We start from the raw sequence: 18,343 nt of genomic DNA, 5'->3' as shown, positions 1-18,343 counted from the left end.
AACTTTCTCATACTTATATGATTTGAAAGTTGAGCGGCAGGTTTACAGCTGCGGCACTACCAAATATACTAATTTATACGTAGCTAACAAACGTTAGGTAGGTATAAAAGTTTAAGGATGTAGAAGGATCTTATATAGCAGCATTCAAAATTTAATCGATGTATGATTGTAGGCAAATCTGGAAAGCTCAGGAAAGACACAGCTCCACGTGAGCTGTATCGCATGGGGCTGTGCAAGAAATCTTGCTGCTATATGTGCCTGCCGCTTCTGTACTTAGAAGGCGAGGTTAGTTACGCCGCCGTCAATAAACAGATTTTGCCCGGTGATGTAACTGGCACCGGAGGAGCAGAACATAACGACCGGAGCCACCAGTTCCTCTAATTGGCCGAGCCGGCGCATGGGCGTTCGCTTTTCCAGCAGGTTGCGGAAGTCGTCATTGTCCAGCGCTTTGTCATTCAGGGAAGTTCGGAAGAACCACGGGCTGATAGCATTGACGGTAATGCCTTGCAGCGCCCACTCATTGGCAAGCTGGCGGGTCAATTGCACCACGCCGGCTTTGCTGGGGCCATAAGGCGTGCCGGAGGCAAGGGTGAGTTTGGAAGCAACCGATGCCACATTAACGATCCGCCCGTACTGCCGCTCTACCATGTGCCGCCCTACCGCCTGGCACATCAGGAACACCGACTTCAGGTTCACGTCCATCACCTTATCCCAGTTGCTTTCAGAAAGCGTAAGGGCTGTTTCTCTCACGCTGGTACCGGCATTGTTGAGGAGGATATCGATCTGGCCGAACTGCTCTACCGCCTGGCCAACAGCTTGCTGGATAGAGGCGCTGTCCGCGACATCGCAAACGAGGGCGAGGGTTTTGCTTCCGGTTGTATCGGCTATTTCTTCAGCGGCCTTTGCTACTTCCACTTCTGTGCGGGCCAGCAGCACGACATCAGCTCCAGCGCTTGCCAGTCCTTCCGCAAGCGTTCTGCCGATGCCGCGCCCGGCACCCGTTATCATGGCCACCTGACCACTTAAATTAAAGTTTGCTTTTATCATAGGTATAGTTTGGATTTACGTGGCAACCAGTTCTGGTGCCGCTAATAAAAAACTGAGTTGCCAAGTATAAGTATGAGGACAGAAATAAATAAAAATTATCATCCTGGAAGGACGGCAGTGCTTTTTATACCTTCAATATAATTTTCATACTTATACTTCAAAGTAAAGCCCGGTTCAGTGGCCGGGCTTTACTTTAAACTGGATGTACGCACCCTTATTTATTAGGGGAGCTTAGTTTGTTGAGCTCCTGCATGTCATCGTCGGTTAGCGAGATAGAACCGGCTTTATAGTTTTCTTCCAAATGGCTCACCTTGGAGGTACCCGGAATGAGCAGAATGTTCGGGGCATGATGCAGCAGCCAGCTCAATGCAATTTGGTGGGCCGTAGCATCGTGCCTTTCAGCCACGTGGTTCAGTTTGTCCAGTGCTTCCACATTACCGGCGTTCAGCGGGAACCAGGGAATAAAGGCCATGTCCTGCTCTTGGCAATACTCCAGTTCTGCTTCCCATTTGCGGTTGTCCACGCTATACATGTTCTGCACCGAAACGATTTTTACATACTCCTGCGCCTTCTTGATCTGCTTTACCGATACTTCCGACAAGCCAATATGCTTCACCAGGCCGTCTTCCTGCACCTGTTGCAGAAACTCGAGCGTCTTTTCAAAAGGCACTTCCGGGTCAACGCGGTGCAACTGGTACAGGTCTATGCTGTCAAGTTTCAGGCGTTTGAGGCTTCCTTCCAGTGCTTCGCGTAAGTGGTCGGGGTGTGCGTTGATCGGCCACTGGTCAGGGCCAGTTCGCAGCAGCCCGCCTTTGGTCGCAATTACCAGATCATTGGGGTAAGGGTGCAGTGCTTCAGCAATTAGCTCTTCTGATACATAAGGGCCATAGCTGTCAGCTGTATCTATAAAGTTGATTCCGAGCTCCACCGCCCTTTTCAAAACCCGAATTGCTTCGTCCTTATCCTGCGGTGGCCCCCAGATGCCTTTTCCTGTTATTCGCATGGCGCCATAGCCAACTCTGTTCACGGTCAGGTCGCCGCCAATAGTGTATGTTTGGGAGAATGATGTTGTTGTGTTTGTCATAGTTTGCTTTCTTATTCGTATTATGTTGTTAACGCGTTTGCGTATCGGTCATGTTAATTTGTACGTTAGTATAGCATGCTTGTTAACTCATGCTGTTTATACCCGCCTACAGTTCCGGTAAGTATAAGGCAGAACTGCTTTCCTGAACAGGAATATTGAGTATACATCATCTAATCTTATCCATAATTTTATACTACTGCAAAATCGTGGCAACCAGCCATAAATTATAAGCATGACCAACGCTACGAAACAATTAGCTGATACGCCCTTTTCAGTCCTGGACCTGGTGCCGATCCTGAAAGATAAAACAGCGGCAGACGCTTTCCCCAGTACCTTAGCTCTTGCCCGCCACGTCGAAAAATTGGGATACACCCGCTACTGGATGGCAGAGCACCACAACATGGCCGGCATTGCTAGCTCGGCTACTTCCATCCTGATCGGCTATGTAGCTGGCGGCACTTCCAGTATCCGGGTGGGCTCCGGCGGCATCATGCTGCCCAACCATGCCCCACTTATTGTGGCGGAGCAGTTCGGCACCCTCGCTTCGCTGTACCCGGGCAGAATTGATCTGGGGCTGGGACGAGCTCCCGGAACTGACCAATTGACGGCCATGGCGCTGCGGCGAGACCTGCGAGGAGCAGGTGCCGACTTTCCGGAAAATGTGGAAGAGCTGCGCACGTATTTATCCGCTGAAAATGCGACAGCACGTGTGCGGGCGGTGCCTGGCGAGGGACTTAATATTCCGATATGGCTGCTAGGCTCCAGCACTTACAGTGCGCAACTGGCTGCGCTTTTAGGCCTTCCGTTTGCCTTTGCCAGCCACTTTGCCCCTGCCAGTCTGCAAGCTGCACTTAAAATATACCGCGATTCTTTCAGGCCTTCTGAAAACCTGCAGGAGCCGTATGCCGTGGCCTGCGTGAATGCAGTGGTGGCTGACACGGATGAGGAGGCAAACTATCTGGCGACCACCCTTTATACTTCATTTCTAAATGTGATTCGCGGCACAGCTATGCCGATGCAACCGCCTGTAGCCAGTATGAATGACCGGTGGGATGCCGCTGAGAAATATGCGGTGCAACAAATGCTTCGCTATTCTTTTATCGGCGGTCCCGAAACCGTGAAAGAAGAACTGCAATCCTTTTTGGATGATACCCAGGTAAATGAACTGATGATCGCCTCGCATATCTTCGAACATCAGGCGCGGCTCCACTCCTATGCACTCCTTGCCAATATGATGAAAAGACACCAGGCTACACAATAAATTCAGTAGCTGCACGAAATAAGATCCTGTATTTCTGTATGAACCCGGATGATGTGTTAAGTATATTTCAGGTCTAGCAAAGCAATATCTGGTAGCTTTTTCAAGGCTGAAAGGGAACGTTGCTGCGGCACAAAACAAGAAACTGCTGCTGATCTTTAAGAGAAGTTTGGACTAGCTGTACTTAAAAAATTTGCGCCAATTTTAAACATTAAACTACTCTGTCCGTTTTCATAAAGAATAATTTCAGACATTAAAATTTAAATTTGACTATGGAAACTTCAGACTTAAAAGCAAAAGCAGATCGTTTTAACCCGCAACATAAAGAAGGGCCTGTTGCCACTGCTATTGAAGATTATACTGCAAAAATTCCCTCTGACGTATACCTTTGGGCAGCATTTGGCTCTATTGCCGCTTCGCTGACATTAAAGATTATGGACAAAGATAAAACAGCGCTCTTCGTAGGCCAGTGGGCTCCATCATTTATGCTGCTGGGTATCTATAACAAGCTTGTAAAGCAGCTTGGGCACGATTAAGGAATCCCGTAAGTCTTTTGACTTTAGAAATCATAGAGATCAAACAAAAGAGGAAGCACGTGCTTCCTCTTTTGTTTGATACTCCCGTAACCGGCCTAATGCCGATTTAATCAGGCAGGACAACTTGCCAGTGTTCCGTCGCAGAAAAGAAACCTCATTTTATTTGCCGCCGATGAAGTCAAAATCAACACACCTAAACTTCAGCATGACCGAAAGAGCGGAAGATGTTCATGCTGCCAAAGAAATTGAAAACCCCTTACCACGAGCTGTTCTTCGCCCCAATTCACATTACCTGCTGGATGGAGAATGGAAATTTTCTCTCGACCCCGATGACCGCGGTTTAAGAGAATCCTGGTATTTAGGCCACAAGTATGAGCATACGGCGCATTGGCCCGGCTCTGTAGAAACCCACATGGCGCAGGCCAAAGGGCAGCAACAAGCCCCTTGGCAGGACAAGATCATTGCCTGGTATGAACGGGATTTTCCGCGCCCGGAACGGAGCAATTCCTCCACGCAGACCATGTTTCAGATAACGTTTGGCGCCTGTGGCTACGAAACGCGCGTGTGGCTGAACGGACGCTTGCTGAAAACCATCGAAGACGAAGAAGTGCACTTCGGCGAGTATACGTCGTTCTCTTACGAACTAAACGAAGAGCATCTGCTGCCTGTTAATTACCTGACCGTGCGCATTACGGATACCATGGATGCTGAGATTCCGCGGGGCAAACAGGAATCACATGTGTACAAGCGGGGTGGCATCTGGTATCATACCTATACCGGAGCAGTGCGTAGTGTGTGGCTCGAGATGGTGGAACGCAATCGCTTACGTTCGCGGGTAGGCGTTATTAGTGTGATAGAGGACTCGCTCGTTCGCTTTAACATCACCACCCGCATCCACGACCCGGGCAATTATGTGCTCCGGCTGAATGTTTTTGAGAAAGAAAACGAAGCGCCCGTCTCAGTGTCAGATTTCCCTTTACGGTTGGAAGCTGGCCAGAAGCAGCAGTATGTGGTGGTAAAAGTGCCGGGTACGCAGCTCTGGAGCCCTGATAATCCACACCTGTACCAACTGACTGCACAACTGATAGACGCTAACGGCTATATCGCCCAGATTGAGGCACACTTCGGGTTGCGGAAGTTCGGTTCGCGGGGCCGTCACCTGTACCTTAACAACCAGGAAACTTATATAGATGGCATCCTTTACCAACCCGGCACAGCTACTTACGAAGAAATGCGCCGCCACATGTATGCCATTAAATCACTGGGCTGCAACTTGGTGCGGGTACACATTGCCGGTGTAGACCCGCGCATTTACAACCTGGCTGACGAAATAGGATTGATGTTATGGGTAGAGGTTCCCAGCCCGCATGCGTCTACCCGCAAGAGCCGCGAAAACCACCGGGCGGAGCTGCTCCGGATGCTGGCGCTGATCGAAACAAATCCTTCGGTCGTGATCTGGAGTTTGTATAATGAGGATTGGGGGGCGCAGGACATTGCCACCAACCCGGAAACCCGCCAGTACATCATGGACACATTCCATTACATGAAAATTAGGTACCCGCAATTTCAGGTGGTCGATAACGACGGTTGGCAGCACATCTCTTATGAAGGCAAGCTGAAGTCTGATCTGCTGACGGCCCACCTTTACACGCCTGAACTGGAGCGCTGGCAGGAATTGCTGGACCAACTGGCCGATGGACAAATGGAAGGGGTAGCAGCTTTCCCGCTGGTGGTAGGCGATCCCTATTTCTACCGCGGACAAACGCCGCTGATTGTAAGTGAGTGGGGCGGATTTGGTTTCTCTGATTATGGCGGGCCACAAGACCTGGACGACAGGGCCGAACGCATCCGGCAGTTTAAGCAGGAACTACGTAAGCGCCCTATAGCCGGCGATGTATACACGCAGGCGACCAATATAGAGGATGAGCGTAACGGATTAATAGACCCCCATACCGGAGCGCTATCAGTACCGGCAGGGCTGTTAAAATCCTGATCCCTATACTTACAGATTTGAAGCAGAGAAAGAATGCAGCTGGTCTGTAAGTATAAATCAAGTGTAAAAATGGCAGTTTATAGGATGGATCCTATGCCGGCATTTGCAGTTAGGTATCTAAAACCAATTAGTTAGCCTCTTAGGGAAGATAGCCGTAGCATAAACCTGGTGCAGCAACAATGCAGATGTATCGCTGAAAAATAGGCTGCTGCAAGGCGTTTCAGCGCAAAAGAAAGCTAGTACTTAACCCTACAGCTACCGTGCTCGTTGCAGCAACAGTACATTGCTCCACTTATAAATGAATGAACTAATCTATTGCACCCATGATAGAAGACCTCTGGTACAAAAATGCCATTATCTATTGCCTCGATCTCAAAACTTTTATGGATGTGAACGGCGATGGCATTGGCGATTTCGAAGGGCTTAACCGCCGCCTCGATTACCTGAACGCGCTTGGAGTTGACACCATCTGGCTGCTGCCCTTCCAGCCCTCACCCAACAAAGACAATGGCTATGACATCAGCGACTACTATGGCGTCGATCCGAGGCATGGTTCCAGTGGCGATTTCGTAGAGTTTATGCACCAGGCCAAACGCCGGGGAATCAAAGTGATCATCGATCTGGTAGTGAACCATACTTCCAACGAGCATGCCTGGTTTCAGAATGCGCGCAACGGCCAAGGAGCCAAGTACCACGACTGGTATGTATGGTCAAAAAATAAACCGTCCGATTGGAACAAGGGCATGGTTTTCCCCGGAGTGCAGGAAGCGACCTGGACATACGATAAAAAGGCCAAAGAATACTACTTTCATCGTTTTTACAGCTTTCAGCCCGACCTGAACATGGACAACCCGGAGGTCCGTGCCGAAATACGACGCATTATGGGTTATTGGCTCGAGCTGGGCATTGCCGGCTTTCGGGTGGATGCTGTTCCTTTTATACTGGAAACTCCTGCTCCCGGTAAAGCAAAGCCGCACCTGAAGTTTGAGTACCTGACGGAGATGCGCCATTTCCTGCAGTGGCGCCGTGGAGATGCCATTATGTTGGGAGAGGCAAATGTGCTGCCGGATGAAAGCCAGAAGTACTTTGGAGACGAGGGAGATGGCATACAGCTAATGTTTAACTTCTACGTGAACCAGCACCTGTTCTATGCGCTTGCCACCACGGACAGTGCGCCGCTTGCGGAGGCGCTTGAAGCGACCCGAAACCCTAATCCGGCATCACAGTGGGCACAGTTCTTACGAAACCACGATGAGTTGGACCTTGGCCGTCTAACCGAAGAGCAACGCCAGAAGGTCTTTGCCAAATTCGGCCCTAAAGAAAACATGCAGCTTTACGACCGGGGCATCCGGCGCCGGCTGGCACCCATGCTGGGCAGCCGCCAACAGATTGAGCTGGCGTATAGCCTGATGTTTTCTTTGCCGGGCACGCCGGTGCTGCGTTATGGCGATGAAATTGGCATGGGCGAGGACCTGGACCTGAAGGAACGGGAAGCAATCCGTACTCCCATGCAATGGTCCGGCGACCCGCAGGCAGGCTTTTCTATTTCAGATGAGCTGGTGCACCCTATCATAGATGAAGGCCCCTATGCCTATGAGCATGTGAATGTGGAAGCGCAGCGGCGGGACCCGGATTCGTTGCTCAACTGGATGACTGCCCTGATACGCCTGCGCAAAGAATGCCCTGAAATAGGCTGGGGCGACTGGCAGTTGATCAAAACCCGCCTGCCCCAGGTATTAGGCATTTGCTACAGCTGGAAAGGTAACTCGCTGCTGGTACTGCACAATTTTGACAGCAAGCCGCATGAGATAACCCTAGACCTGAAACAGAAACCGGGTGAGAAGCTCATCAACCTGATGGCGAACCAGGCCAACATGCCGGATGAAAAGGGAAAGCACTACATCACCCTGGAAGCTTACGGCTACCGCTGGTACCGCACCGGGGACCTGGCCCATTTGCTTCGTCGAAAAAAGCAGTAGATCAAAGCTAAAGGCTACTTTCTGACATAGGCTCAACCTGCTTGTTGCGGGTAGCCCTTGGCAGCAAGTATAAATAATCAAACGGCAGTAGCTATTAACAAAAAAAGCCCCGGAGCAATCCGGGGCTTTTCTATACTACAACAAGCTTATACTTAAGCGTTGTTCTCTTCTTCCGAAGTCTCGTCTTCGTCGCTATCTGTGTCCTGCGCTTTTTTCGCAGCAGCAGCTTCAAGCTTCTTCACGCCGGCTTCTTTCTCGTTCTCCAGCATCTGCTCTTTCAGGGCAGAAAGTGCATCCAGGTCACCTAAGGTAGAGCGATCTGCTTCTTTCTGTACTTTCGGAGCACGTGCTTCTTTCTTATCACCACCACCTGCAGGGGCTGCAGCAGTTTTCTTGGTAGCTCTGGCAGTTCTGGCCGTATCAGCTTCAGAGTAAGTAGCCGTGTGCGACAGAATGATCTTACGGTCATCCTTTGAGAACTCGGTAACTTTGAAATCCAAGCTTTCGCCAGCTTCTACTTGCGAGCCATCTTCCTTCTGCAGTCCTTTCGGGAATGAGAAACCTTCGATACCGTATGGCAGCTCCAGCGTAGCGCCTCTGTCTGATTTCTCAAGTACAGTAGCTCTGTGCACAGAACCGATGTTGAATACAGATTCAAATGTATCCCAAGGGTTCTCCTCCAGTTGCTTGTGGCCCAGTGCCAGTCTGCGGTTCGGAACGTCCAACTCCAGCACAACTACATCCAGGTTCTCACCAACCTTCACGAACTCAGATGGGTGCTTTATCTTCTTCGTCCAGCTCAAGTCAGAAACGTGTACGAGGCCGTCCACACCTTCTTCCAGTTCCAGGAACAGGCCGAAGTTTGTCAGGTTGCGCACGATGCCGGTGTGCTTGGTTCCCACGCCATACTTGGTCAACACGTTTTCTTTTGTCCAAGGATCTTCTGTCAACTGCTTAATGCCCAGAGACATCTTACGCTCGTCACGATCCAGTGTCAGCACAACTGCTTCTACCTCGTCGCCTTGCTTAATGAAATCCTGTGGGTTACGCAGGTGCTGTGACCAGCTCATTTCTGAAACGTGGATCAGCCCTTCTACACCTGGCATGAGTTCCAGAAACGCGCCGTAATCAGCTACGTTTACAATTCTGCCTCTCACACGTGAGCCAACTTCGATCTCAGCAGGCAGTGCATCCCATGGGTGCGGCGTCAGCTGCTTCATGCCCAAAGAAATACGCTTCTTGTCTTCGTCAAAGTCAAGCACTACCACGTTTACCTTCTGGTCAAGGTTCAGCACCTCTTCCGGATGGTTGATGCGGCCCCATGAAATATCCGTAATGTGCAGCAGACCATCAACACCACCCAGGTCGATGAATACACCGAAGTTAGTCATGTTCTTGATGATGCCTTCCAGTACCTGGCCTTTCTCCAGGTTGTTGAGGATGGCGGCACGCTGCTTCTCAAGGTCTTTCTCGATCAGTACTTTATGCGATACTACTACGTTGTCGAAAGCGGCGTTGATTTTCACAACTTTCACTTCCATTTTCTTGCCTACAAACACGTCAAAGTCACGAATAGGCTTCACGTCAATTTGCGAACCTGGCAAGAAGGCTTCTACACCGTAGAGGTCCATGATCAGACCACCTTTTGTTCTGCGTTTTACTACACCCTCCAGCACGTTATCGTTCTCAAGTGCGTCGTAAATCTTAGCCCAGGCGCTCACGATCTTCGCTTTCTTGCGGGACAGGATCAACTGGCCGTTCGGATCTTCCTGGTCTTCAATAAATACTTCAACCTCGTCGCCTACTTTCAGTTCAGGCAAATCTCTGAATTCTGAAACAGGCACCAGGCCATCAGATTTGAAACCGATGTTCAGGATCACGTCACGATCAGTGATGCCTACCACAGTTCCTTTAACAACCTCCTGCTCCTGTACAGTTGTCAGGGTGTCGTCATACATTTTTTCCATTTCGGCTTTCTCAGCTTTACTGTAGCCGCCACCGAAACCTTGGGTCTCAAACTTGTCCCAATCGAAATTTTCTGGAGAATTACTCATAAAATTTTTAGCTGCTCTTCAATAGCCACCAGCCCAGAGCAATCGGCTGATTTGGTTTGGTTGTACATTCCCCGACGCAAATCGGGCTCATTCACCTGAATGAACGGCAAAGGTACAAAAATTACCTTAATGCAGGAAGCAGTTTTCAATTAAGAATATTGGAATTTATGCAACGTAATTTTGCTGCTGTAGCAAGCGCTATTCTGTATTGCGAAAACGAAGAACAAACAGCAGCATCCCTCCTGACGGCAGCGCTTCCTGACAGTAGGCCCTAAACAACTTATCACTTCAAGTATAAAATCATACTTAATTATGCTTATGCCTGAACAATACCCCATTAAACAAGCTAAACTAAATTACTTAGCACAGGCAAATTGCTAATTTTCCATTCCGAGGTACACGCGCCAGTCGCTGTTATGAGGTGTCAGATGCAACTGCAGAAAAGATAAAAGGGAGGGGCGGCTGGGCTTGCGGTACAGCTTTAAGCCGGCTTCTTCCGGCGTGCGGTCTCCTTTGCGGGTGTTGCAGCGCGAGCAAGCCGTAACCAGGTTTTGCCAGTTGGTGGCTCCTCCCCTGGAGCGGGGCAGCAGGTGGTCTAGCGTTAGGTTTCGGACAGCCCCGCAATACTGGCAGCAGTAGTTGTCGCGCCGCATGATGTTGTGCCGGCTTAGGGCAATGCCGTAGTATGGCACCCGCACATAGCGCTGCAGGCGGATAACAGATGGCACCGGGTACGTGCGGCTGATGGAGTGTAAAAAGGCCCCCTCGGAATTAGTGACCGTTTCCGCTTTATCAAGGTACACCAGCAAAAAAGCTTTCTGCACGGTGCAAACGGCTATGGCACTAAAATCTTGGTTCAGGATCAGTACTTTATCTTTCATGGCTGCTCTCGCAATTTACGCTATACTTCTACGAGACTAGAACCAACTTTTATAGCGGAAGTTGCGAGAAAAAAACAGCTAATTTAAAAAATGCGTTTGATCAGCCGGAGTTGGTGAGTGTAGCGTTTTAAGTCGCTGTTGTAGATGCCGGTATGGTCCAGCGTGTCAATCCGTACTTCGCCGTGAGCGTGCATAATCTGCTCATTTTCGAGCATCAGCCCCACATGCGTGATCCGGCCTTCGCTGTTGGCAAAATAAGCTAGGTCGCCGGGCTGCGTCTGAGACACAAAATGTACCTCTTGCCCATGCTCCACCTGCTGAAAGGCATCGCGCGGCAGTTGGTAGCCGCAAAGGCCATACACCAGTTGCGTAAACCCGGAGCAGTCGATGCCGAAAGGAGATTTGCCGCCCCACAAGTATGGCGCCTTCCGGAACTTTTCCGCATACTTCATAGCTAAAGCACCTGTAGCCTGCACAGTAGGGTCAGAAACAGCACCGGAGTAGTGGTGGAAAGCATCATTTACACGCATGCGGCCATCCTTGTAAAAAGGCAGGTAGCTGCCAATACCTACCGGAATGGGGTTCTCTGCGCCGCTCACCACTTGCATCAGCTCGGCGGCACGCGGATGCACTGCCTGCCGCCACTCCTGAAAGTATACTTCAGAAACGGGCGTATGCTGTTTGTAATCAATCCAGCCTTCGTAACCGTCGCTAGCCAGCTGTAGGCGACGCCAGTTTCCCTCTTCTGCTACTACCTCATAGCACTCTCCAAACAACAGCTGCGTTACAATTTCAGCCTTGTCTGACGTTTCGGCGCGCATCGGCACCACACTAAGCATCCCTATTCCGTACTCCACTCTATTCTTTTTTATGATTGACTGCATACAAGAGTGCAGGCACCTACATGTGCTCTCTCCTCCACGCCTATACTTAATAGCCGCTTCTGTCGAGCTCGCGTTTCACATCTTTTTCTTTGATGTCCTGGCGCTTATCGTATAGCTTTTTACCACGTGCCAGGGCAACTTCTACTTTGGCGAAGCCCCGGTCCGTCGTAAAAATGCGCGTAGGGATAATGGTCACACCCTGCTCCTCAGCACCTTTTTCCAGTTTTCGGAGCTCGCGTTTGTTGAGCAGCAACTTGCGGGTACGCATGGGGTCGTGGTTAAAATGCGTGCCTTCGGTATAGGTAGCAATGTGCAGGTTGTGCAGCCACAGTTCGCCATTTTGAAACACACAATACCCATCCTGCATGTTTACCTTGCCCTCCCGAATAGACTTTATCTCCGTGCCTTTGAGCATGACGCCCGCCGTATACTTGTCCAGAAACTGGTATTCAAAGGATGCCTTGCGGTTTACAATGTTCACAAACTTCTGTATCCTATCTTTCTCTTTCGCCATTATACTTGCTTAGGAGCCAAAATATTGGCTGTTCTTCATTTACAATTTTCCTGATAGGTCTCCCTACCACTGCTACTTGCTATTGGTGCCTCCTGCTGCAGACCACCTGCTTGCTCTCCGTTTAGCCCAGTACTGCCTTTACCGTAGCAACTTAGCTAAACATATATAAGTGTATTCCAGCATTATACATAAAACGTCTTAATTTTATACTTACACCTCCAGTTTACTTAATAACTAAGCTCATTCCGAGACCTGCCCCAACTTAACTGAAAAGCTGTTGATCTGCAGCGGCCCACTATCAAACCAGGCAAAGTCAGCTGGCGTTATGAATATGCTACAAGTATAGGTATCACCGGGTAAATTCCTTCTTTGTCACTGTTTATCGGTTTTGCAGCAGGTAATGTTTTATACTTGCTGCGTTTGCCTCATGTAGCTCCTTCTACTAACCGGTCACTCTCCGCCAACTTTCAGATCTTGAGCCTGGGCTCCGGGCTGATGTACTGGGTAGCAAAGTCGCCATTAAGGTATTGGAAATGAGCGGCCATGGCAATCATTGCTGCATTATCGGTACAATACTGAAATGCCGGAATGTACACCTGCCAGTTATACTTGGTGGCATACTCCTGCAATGCCTTGCGCAGCCCTGTATTAGCTGAAACGCCCCCGGCAATCGCGACTTCATTAATATTCAGATCGCGGGCAGCCTGCACCAGTTTTTTCAGCAACGTTTTAATGAGCGTTTGCTGCACACTGGCACAAATATTGGCTAAGTTCTCCTGCACAAACTCCGGGTTTTCTTTCGTTTTATTTTTCAGGAAATAGAGCACGGATGTTTTGATGCCACTGAAGGAGTAATCGTAACCTGGCATGTTTCCTACCGGAAAGGCAAAAGCAGCCGGATCTCCTTGAGCGGCCATTTTATCGAGCATCGGGCCGCCAGGGTATGGCAGCCCCAGCATCTTGGCTGTTTTATCGAAAGCCTCCCCGACGGCATCATCGGTTGTTTGTCCGATAATTTCCATGTCAAGGGGGCTTTTTACCAGCACGATCTGGGTATGGCCACCGCTAACAGTGAGGCAGAGGAAAGGAAAAGACGGCTTAGGATCATCGATAAAATGAGCCAGAATATGTGCCTGCATGTGGTTTACCTCAATGAGCGGAATGTTCAACCCCAGGGCAAAAGCCTTGGCAAAAGAACAGCCAACCAGGAGCGCGCCCAACAGGCCGGGGCCACGCGTAAAGGCAACTGCATTTAGCGCAGATTTTGCTACATTTGCCGAAGCTAAAGCTTGGGAAACCACGGGAATAATATTCTGCTGATGTGCCCGGGAGGCCAGTTCAGGCACTACGCCGCCATATTGCTCATGCACAGCCTGCGTGGCGATAATATTCGATAAAACCTTACCCCGGCTGATCACAGCCGCCGAGGTTTCGTCGCAGGAAGATTCTATTGCTAAAATTATAGGTTCGGTCATCGTTTGGAACAAGAACAGTCACGAAATTATTTCAAAGTTATAGGAAAAGCGCTACTAAAAATAGTTTTAGGGCTCTTCCTATTTCTTTTGCTGCTGTTTGCCGCCATTTTTCTGGCCTTGCGCCTGCCTGCTGTACAAACGATGGTGGCTCATAAGGCCGCTGCCTACCTGTCTGATACCATCAACCACGAGGTAACCATCGGTGATGTGGACATTGAATTTTTCAGCAACGTGATACTGGAAAAGGTGCGTGTGCTGGACAGGCGTGACAAAGAGATGTTCTACATTGGTCGCGCCGAAGCCCATATCAGTGCCTTTTCCCTATTCCACCCAAATAAGCTCAGCATCACTTCGCTGGAGTTGCAGCAGCCCCGTGCCAACCTGATCAAGTATGCAGGCACGGATTCGCTGAACCTGAGCACTTTTCTAAGTGCGCTTAAGAAACTCATCAAGACTGATACAACCCAGTCAAAAGCGCAGCCCTTCGATTTTGCCATTAAGGAAGTAATCATCAAGAACGGGCATTTTGCTTATGATGATTTCAACGAGCCGCGCACCAAGTATGGCATGGACTACTTTCACCTGAACTTTAACAACATTTCAGGCAAGTTTAGCAAGTTTGAGTTGGAAGATACGCTGCAGGTGACGGTATCAAACCTGACAACGGTAGAAACGCGCTCTGATACGCACCTCCGTAACCTGGATACCCACATGACCTATGCTCCTACTTTTTGGGAGTTTGATGCCCTGGATCTGCAGGTAAACAAAAGCAACCTGCAGCACTATGTGCGCTTCGATTACAATACCTTCAGCGACTTCACAAACTTCATTGACAGCGTTGCCTTAACGGCAGACCTGCACGACTCCAAAGTATACTCGGAAGACGTAGCTACTTTTGCCCCCCAGCTAAAGGACTACCATGAAAATGTGCTGGTTAACTCCGGTACGTTCAAGGGAAAGGTGAAGGAGTTTTCTGCCACCAATGTAGATGTAGCCTACGGGCAGCACACGCATATCGTAGGCAACATTAATGCCGATGGACTGCCGAATTTTAAGGAAACCTTTGCCAACCTGCGCCTGAAGCCCTCCACCATTAATGCCGATGATATACGCCAGTTTCTGCCAAAAGAAGCGTACCAGATGGCCGCACGGTTAGGAACCATACAACTGGAAGGCCGCTTCCTGGGCTTTTACAATGACTTTGTTGCGAATGGAAGCTTTGCGACTGCTTTAGGCAAGCTGCAATCGGATATTAACCTAAAAATAGACGACGACACCCGCAGTTCCTCTTACAAAGGGTACATCAAAACAGATGGCTTTAACCTGGGCACATTGCTGAATACTGACCAGATCAGGACTGTATCGATGGCTGGCCGTATCGCTGGCTCCGGCTTTACCCTGCAGGATGCTAACCTTACCATTGATGCGACGATCAACCAGGTGCAGCTACTCGACTATAACTATCAAAATATAGTTGCCAATGGGCAGCTGCAGCACCAGACCTTTACCGGAAAAGTTTCAGCCAATGACCCAAACCTAACCTTTACCGCCAACGGATCTGTGAGCCTGGCCAGCCAGCAGAAAGCTTTTAATGTAGTGGCTGATTTGAAGCGGCTGAACTTGCAAGCCCTGCACCTGACGCAGGAGCCACTTATTATCAGTGCGCAGGCCGACCTGAACTTTAAAGGATTAGAGTTGGATGCCTTTGAGGGGACCGCCCGCTTTGACAGTGCCACGGTGGCTTACAAGGGAAAAACGCTGCCCATCGATTCTGTAGTGGTTGCATCCCACATATCCGAAGGCGAGCGACGCCTGCAGCTACAATCTGATTTGCTGGCCCTGACAGTTAATGGCAATTTCAACTATTCAACGCTGATTTCTGATCTGAAGCGGTTGGTGCAGGAGTATGAGCTTAACTTTGAAAGCAATGAAGTGGCTACTGCTGCGTATTACCGTCGCAAACCTGATACCGCTACTAATGAGTATGCGCTAACCTACAACATCAACCTGAAGCATATTAACCCGGTGGTGCAGCTGTTTATGCCGCAACTGACCATTTCTGACCACACCAAAGTAGAGGGCTCTTTCCGGCACAGCAGCACTGTTATCCTGGAGGCTTATGCCACCATGGATACGATACAGTACAGCGATTTCAATCTTTACGGCAATAAACTGGAGCTAAACACGTCGAAGCTGCAAAACAGCCCGGACGTGCTGGCCTCGGCGCTCTTTACCTCTCAGCAGCAGGAACTGCCAGGCACTGGCGAGACGCAGGACTTTTACCTGGAGGGTATCTGGAGTGAGCGCACCATCAACTTTGCGACCAGCCTGAAGCAGCCGGAGCAAAGGAACAGGGCCACTATTACCGGCGATTTGGTTTTCCAGGAAAATCAGGTGCAGGTGGTATTTGACAAGTCGAACATTACGTTGCGTGAAAGCCCGTGGGTCTTCAACCCGGGCAATACTGTATACATCAGCGATGGCGGCCGGCAGGTAACGTTCGAAAACTTTATACTATCCAACCAGGACCAGGTGGTAAGTGTTAAAGGCACCTTGTCTGCCGCCCCTGACAGCAAAGTGACGCTGCTGGTGGAGAACTTTGACCTGGCCAACCTTAACCCGCTGACAACGATGCAGCTGACCGGGCGCCTGAATGCCGAGGTGGTGGCGCAGGATGTATATGATAAAGCGCAGTTGGATGGCTCTGTACGAGTAGATTCATTCAGGATGGACAATATCTACATCGGCAATATTGCGGGTAGTACCAACTGGAATAATGCGCAAAAAAAGGCGACTGTAGATGTCGGGATTGTGCGCGACGACAAAAAGGTACTTGCGGTAACAGGCAACTTCAACCCGAAGGCAACAGACGACCAGCTGGACATGCTGGCCGTGATGGACAATGCCAATCTGAAGCTGGTGGAACCGATCCTGAAGCCGATCATGTCGAACCTGGATGGCAGTATGGAAGGGCGCATCCGCATACTCGGCCGCCTTGATTATCCGGTGCTGAAAGGCTCGGTGAATGTAACCGACGGTCGCTTTACGTTCGACTACCTGAATACCACTTATAAATTTACGGATCGTATTTACTTTGGCCCGAACAGCATCAGTTTCCGAAATGCCCAGCTACAGGACCTGTATGGCAACAAAGCCACCGTTTCGGGAGGCATCGCACACGACGGATTTCAGAACATGGTGCTGGACATGGAGGCCCGCTACCGGGATTTTATGGTGCTGAATACGACCAGCGAACAGAATGATTTATTCTATGGCTCTGCTTTTGCCACTGGTACTGCCAGTGTGCTCGGCCCTATCGACAACCTGCAGGTAAATGTGGATGCCCGCAGCAATGAGAATACCCGTATCGTGCTGCCGCTCGACAACCAGACGGAAGTAGCCCGGAAAGACTTTATCCATTTTGTGAATCATAACCCAGCCGACAGTACTGCTGTAGCAAAAACGGAAGTTCAGGACAAAGTAGACCTGTCCGGCATCAACCTAAACTTTAACCTGGATGTAACGGACGATGCTTATTTTGAGATCATTATTGATCGCACCACCGGTGATGTGATCCGGGGTTCAGGTAATGGTGACATCCGCATGACCATTGATACGCGCGGCGACTTTAACATGTATGGCACCTTTGAGATTACAAAGGGAGCTTACAACCTGAACCTGCTAGAGGGACTGGTGACACGGGAGTTCAACATCAGCCCTGGTGGCACTATCACCTGGAACGGCGATCCGCTGAATGGCATCATGGATATTACGGCTACTTACAGCCAGCTGGCCTCGTTGAGCGGCTTGTTACCAAACGATGAGTCGGGGCTTTTGCAGGGCCGCTACCCTATTGTCGCTGTCATTCAGCTGAAAGGGCAGCTGCTAACGCCCCAGATTATTTTGGGCTTAGACTTCGACCAGGTGCCTCAGAGCGTGCAAACCTCTCTCTCCAGCCTCATCAGCTCGATAAAAAATGATGAAAGCGAACTGAACCGTCAGGTATTTAGCTTGCTGGTGTTGCAACGGCTGTCGCCACAGGGCACATTTGCAGCGGAGGGCGCCGGCGTAGGGGCTGTGGGTGGTAGTTTGGGCAGCCTGCTCTCCAGCCAGCTCGGCAACTTCCTGAACAGCATCGACAACAACCTGGAGATCGACATCGGCCTCGGAGCGCTCGATCAGAATGCGCTTTCGGCCTTGCAGGTACGGCTAAGTTATACGTTTTTGCAGGGAAGGCTGCGCGTAACGAGTGAAGCGGGGTTGGGCAACAACTCCGCCACAAACGGCACCGCTACCAGGGGCGGCTACCAGGGCGACTGGTCGGCCGAATACTACCTGGCCAAAAGTGGGGAGTTGCGCCTGCGGCTGGAGTATAATACGCTGCAGCAGCAGTTCAGCACCACGGGCACTACCTCCAGCCAAAGTATAAGCATCCTCCATACCAAGCGCTTTGACAGCTTCCGGGAGATCTTTACTGGCAATAAGCGGCGGGAACAGCAGGCGCCTCGTGAGCAGCTCATCCTCGACTCCGACCCGCGGCTCGATCTGTAAGTATAGCAAGGTATGTTTTAGTAGCGGCCGTTTTCTTTCCTGCCCGGCTCCGCTACATTCTGAAATAATATTTCTATTTTTGCAGGG

The 18,343-nt window shown here is 50.2% G+C and carries 12 protein-coding genes; 5 read left to right on the top strand and 7 right to left on the bottom strand.

The genetic code is table 11. The features are described 5' to 3' along the window. Positions 1 to 273 precede the first annotated feature (273 nt). Entirely contained in the window at positions 274 to 1,047 is a 774-nt protein-coding gene (locus tag ABDW72_RS02200; RefSeq protein ID WP_347156817.1) for an SDR family NAD(P)-dependent oxidoreductase, read from the bottom strand. Between the two features lie 214 nt (positions 1,048 to 1,261). Then, the gene (locus ABDW72_RS02195; protein ID WP_347156816.1) at positions 1,262 to 2,131 is read right to left on the bottom strand and encodes an aldo/keto reductase; all 870 of its coding nucleotides are present in this window, start codon (positions 2,129 to 2,131) and stop codon (positions 1,262 to 1,264) included. Between the two features lie 232 nt (positions 2,132 to 2,363). On the opposite strand from ABDW72_RS02195, the gene ABDW72_RS02190 reads away from it, so the two are divergent. The 4 genes from ABDW72_RS02190 (at position 2,364) to ABDW72_RS02175 (ending at position 7,897) form a co-directional block, all read left to right on the top strand. Further along, the gene (locus ABDW72_RS02190; RefSeq protein WP_347156815.1) at positions 2,364 to 3,392 is read left to right on the top strand and encodes an LLM class flavin-dependent oxidoreductase; all 1,029 of its coding nucleotides are present in this window, start codon (positions 2,364 to 2,366) and stop codon (positions 3,390 to 3,392) included. Positions 3,393 to 3,661: 269 nt separating this feature from the next. Continuing rightward, a complete protein-coding gene (locus ABDW72_RS02185; RefSeq protein WP_347156814.1) occupies positions 3,662 to 3,925 on the top strand; it encodes a hypothetical protein in 264 nt (87 codons plus the stop codon). A 172-nt stretch (positions 3,926 to 4,097) separates the two neighbouring features. Continuing rightward, on the top strand, positions 4,098 to 5,918 hold the full coding sequence (locus ABDW72_RS02180) for a glycoside hydrolase family 2 protein (RefSeq protein ID WP_347156813.1): 1,821 nt from the start codon (positions 4,098 to 4,100) through the stop codon (positions 5,916 to 5,918). 323 nt (positions 5,919 to 6,241) lie between these two features. Further along, positions 6,242 to 7,897: an alpha-amylase family protein gene (locus tag ABDW72_RS02175; RefSeq protein WP_347156812.1), complete on the top strand. Its 1,656-nt coding sequence runs from the start codon at positions 6,242 to 6,244 to the stop codon at positions 7,895 to 7,897. Between the two features lie 152 nt (positions 7,898 to 8,049). Here ABDW72_RS02175 and rpsA read toward each other — a convergent pair whose 3' ends face one another. The 5 genes from rpsA to tsaD all read right to left on the bottom strand — a co-directional run bounded on the left by rpsA (position 8,050) and on the right by tsaD (position 13,705). Next, positions 8,050 to 9,951: a 30S ribosomal protein S1 gene (gene rpsA / locus ABDW72_RS02170; RefSeq protein WP_347156811.1), complete on the bottom strand. Its 1,902-nt coding sequence runs from the start codon at positions 9,949 to 9,951 to the stop codon at positions 8,050 to 8,052. A gap of 377 nt (positions 9,952 to 10,328) precedes the next feature. Beyond that, positions 10,329 to 10,832, bottom strand: a complete 504-nt coding sequence (locus tag ABDW72_RS02165) for an HNH endonuclease (RefSeq protein WP_347156810.1) — start codon at positions 10,830 to 10,832, stop codon at positions 10,329 to 10,331. A gap of 83 nt (positions 10,833 to 10,915) precedes the next feature. After that, a complete protein-coding gene (locus ABDW72_RS02160; protein WP_347156809.1) occupies positions 10,916 to 11,689 on the bottom strand; it encodes a C40 family peptidase in 774 nt (257 codons plus the stop codon). Between the two features lie 73 nt (positions 11,690 to 11,762). Then, positions 11,763 to 12,230, bottom strand: coding sequence for an SsrA-binding protein SmpB (gene smpB, locus ABDW72_RS02155; RefSeq protein ID WP_347156808.1), 468 nt, complete (start codon positions 12,228 to 12,230; stop codon positions 11,763 to 11,765). 467 nt (positions 12,231 to 12,697) lie between these two features. Continuing rightward, the gene (gene tsaD, locus ABDW72_RS02150) at positions 12,698 to 13,705 is read right to left on the bottom strand and encodes a tRNA (adenosine(37)-N6)-threonylcarbamoyltransferase complex transferase subunit TsaD (RefSeq protein ID WP_347156807.1); all 1,008 of its coding nucleotides are present in this window, start codon (positions 13,703 to 13,705) and stop codon (positions 12,698 to 12,700) included. Between the two features lie 3 nt (positions 13,706 to 13,708). Here tsaD and ABDW72_RS02145 point away from each other — a divergent pair, with 3 nt between their 5' ends. After that, entirely contained in the window at positions 13,709 to 18,256 is a 4,548-nt protein-coding gene (locus ABDW72_RS02145; protein WP_488168634.1) for a translocation/assembly module TamB domain-containing protein, read from the top strand. Positions 18,257 to 18,343: the final 87 nt, after the last annotated feature.

The organism is Pontibacter chitinilyticus (genome assembly GCF_039748935.1).
Lineage (GTDB): Bacteria > Bacteroidota > Bacteroidia > Cytophagales > Hymenobacteraceae > Pontibacter > Pontibacter chitinilyticus.
The sequence above is the reverse complement of the archived record's forward strand: the minus strand, read 5'-3'. Positions and strand labels throughout refer to the sequence as shown.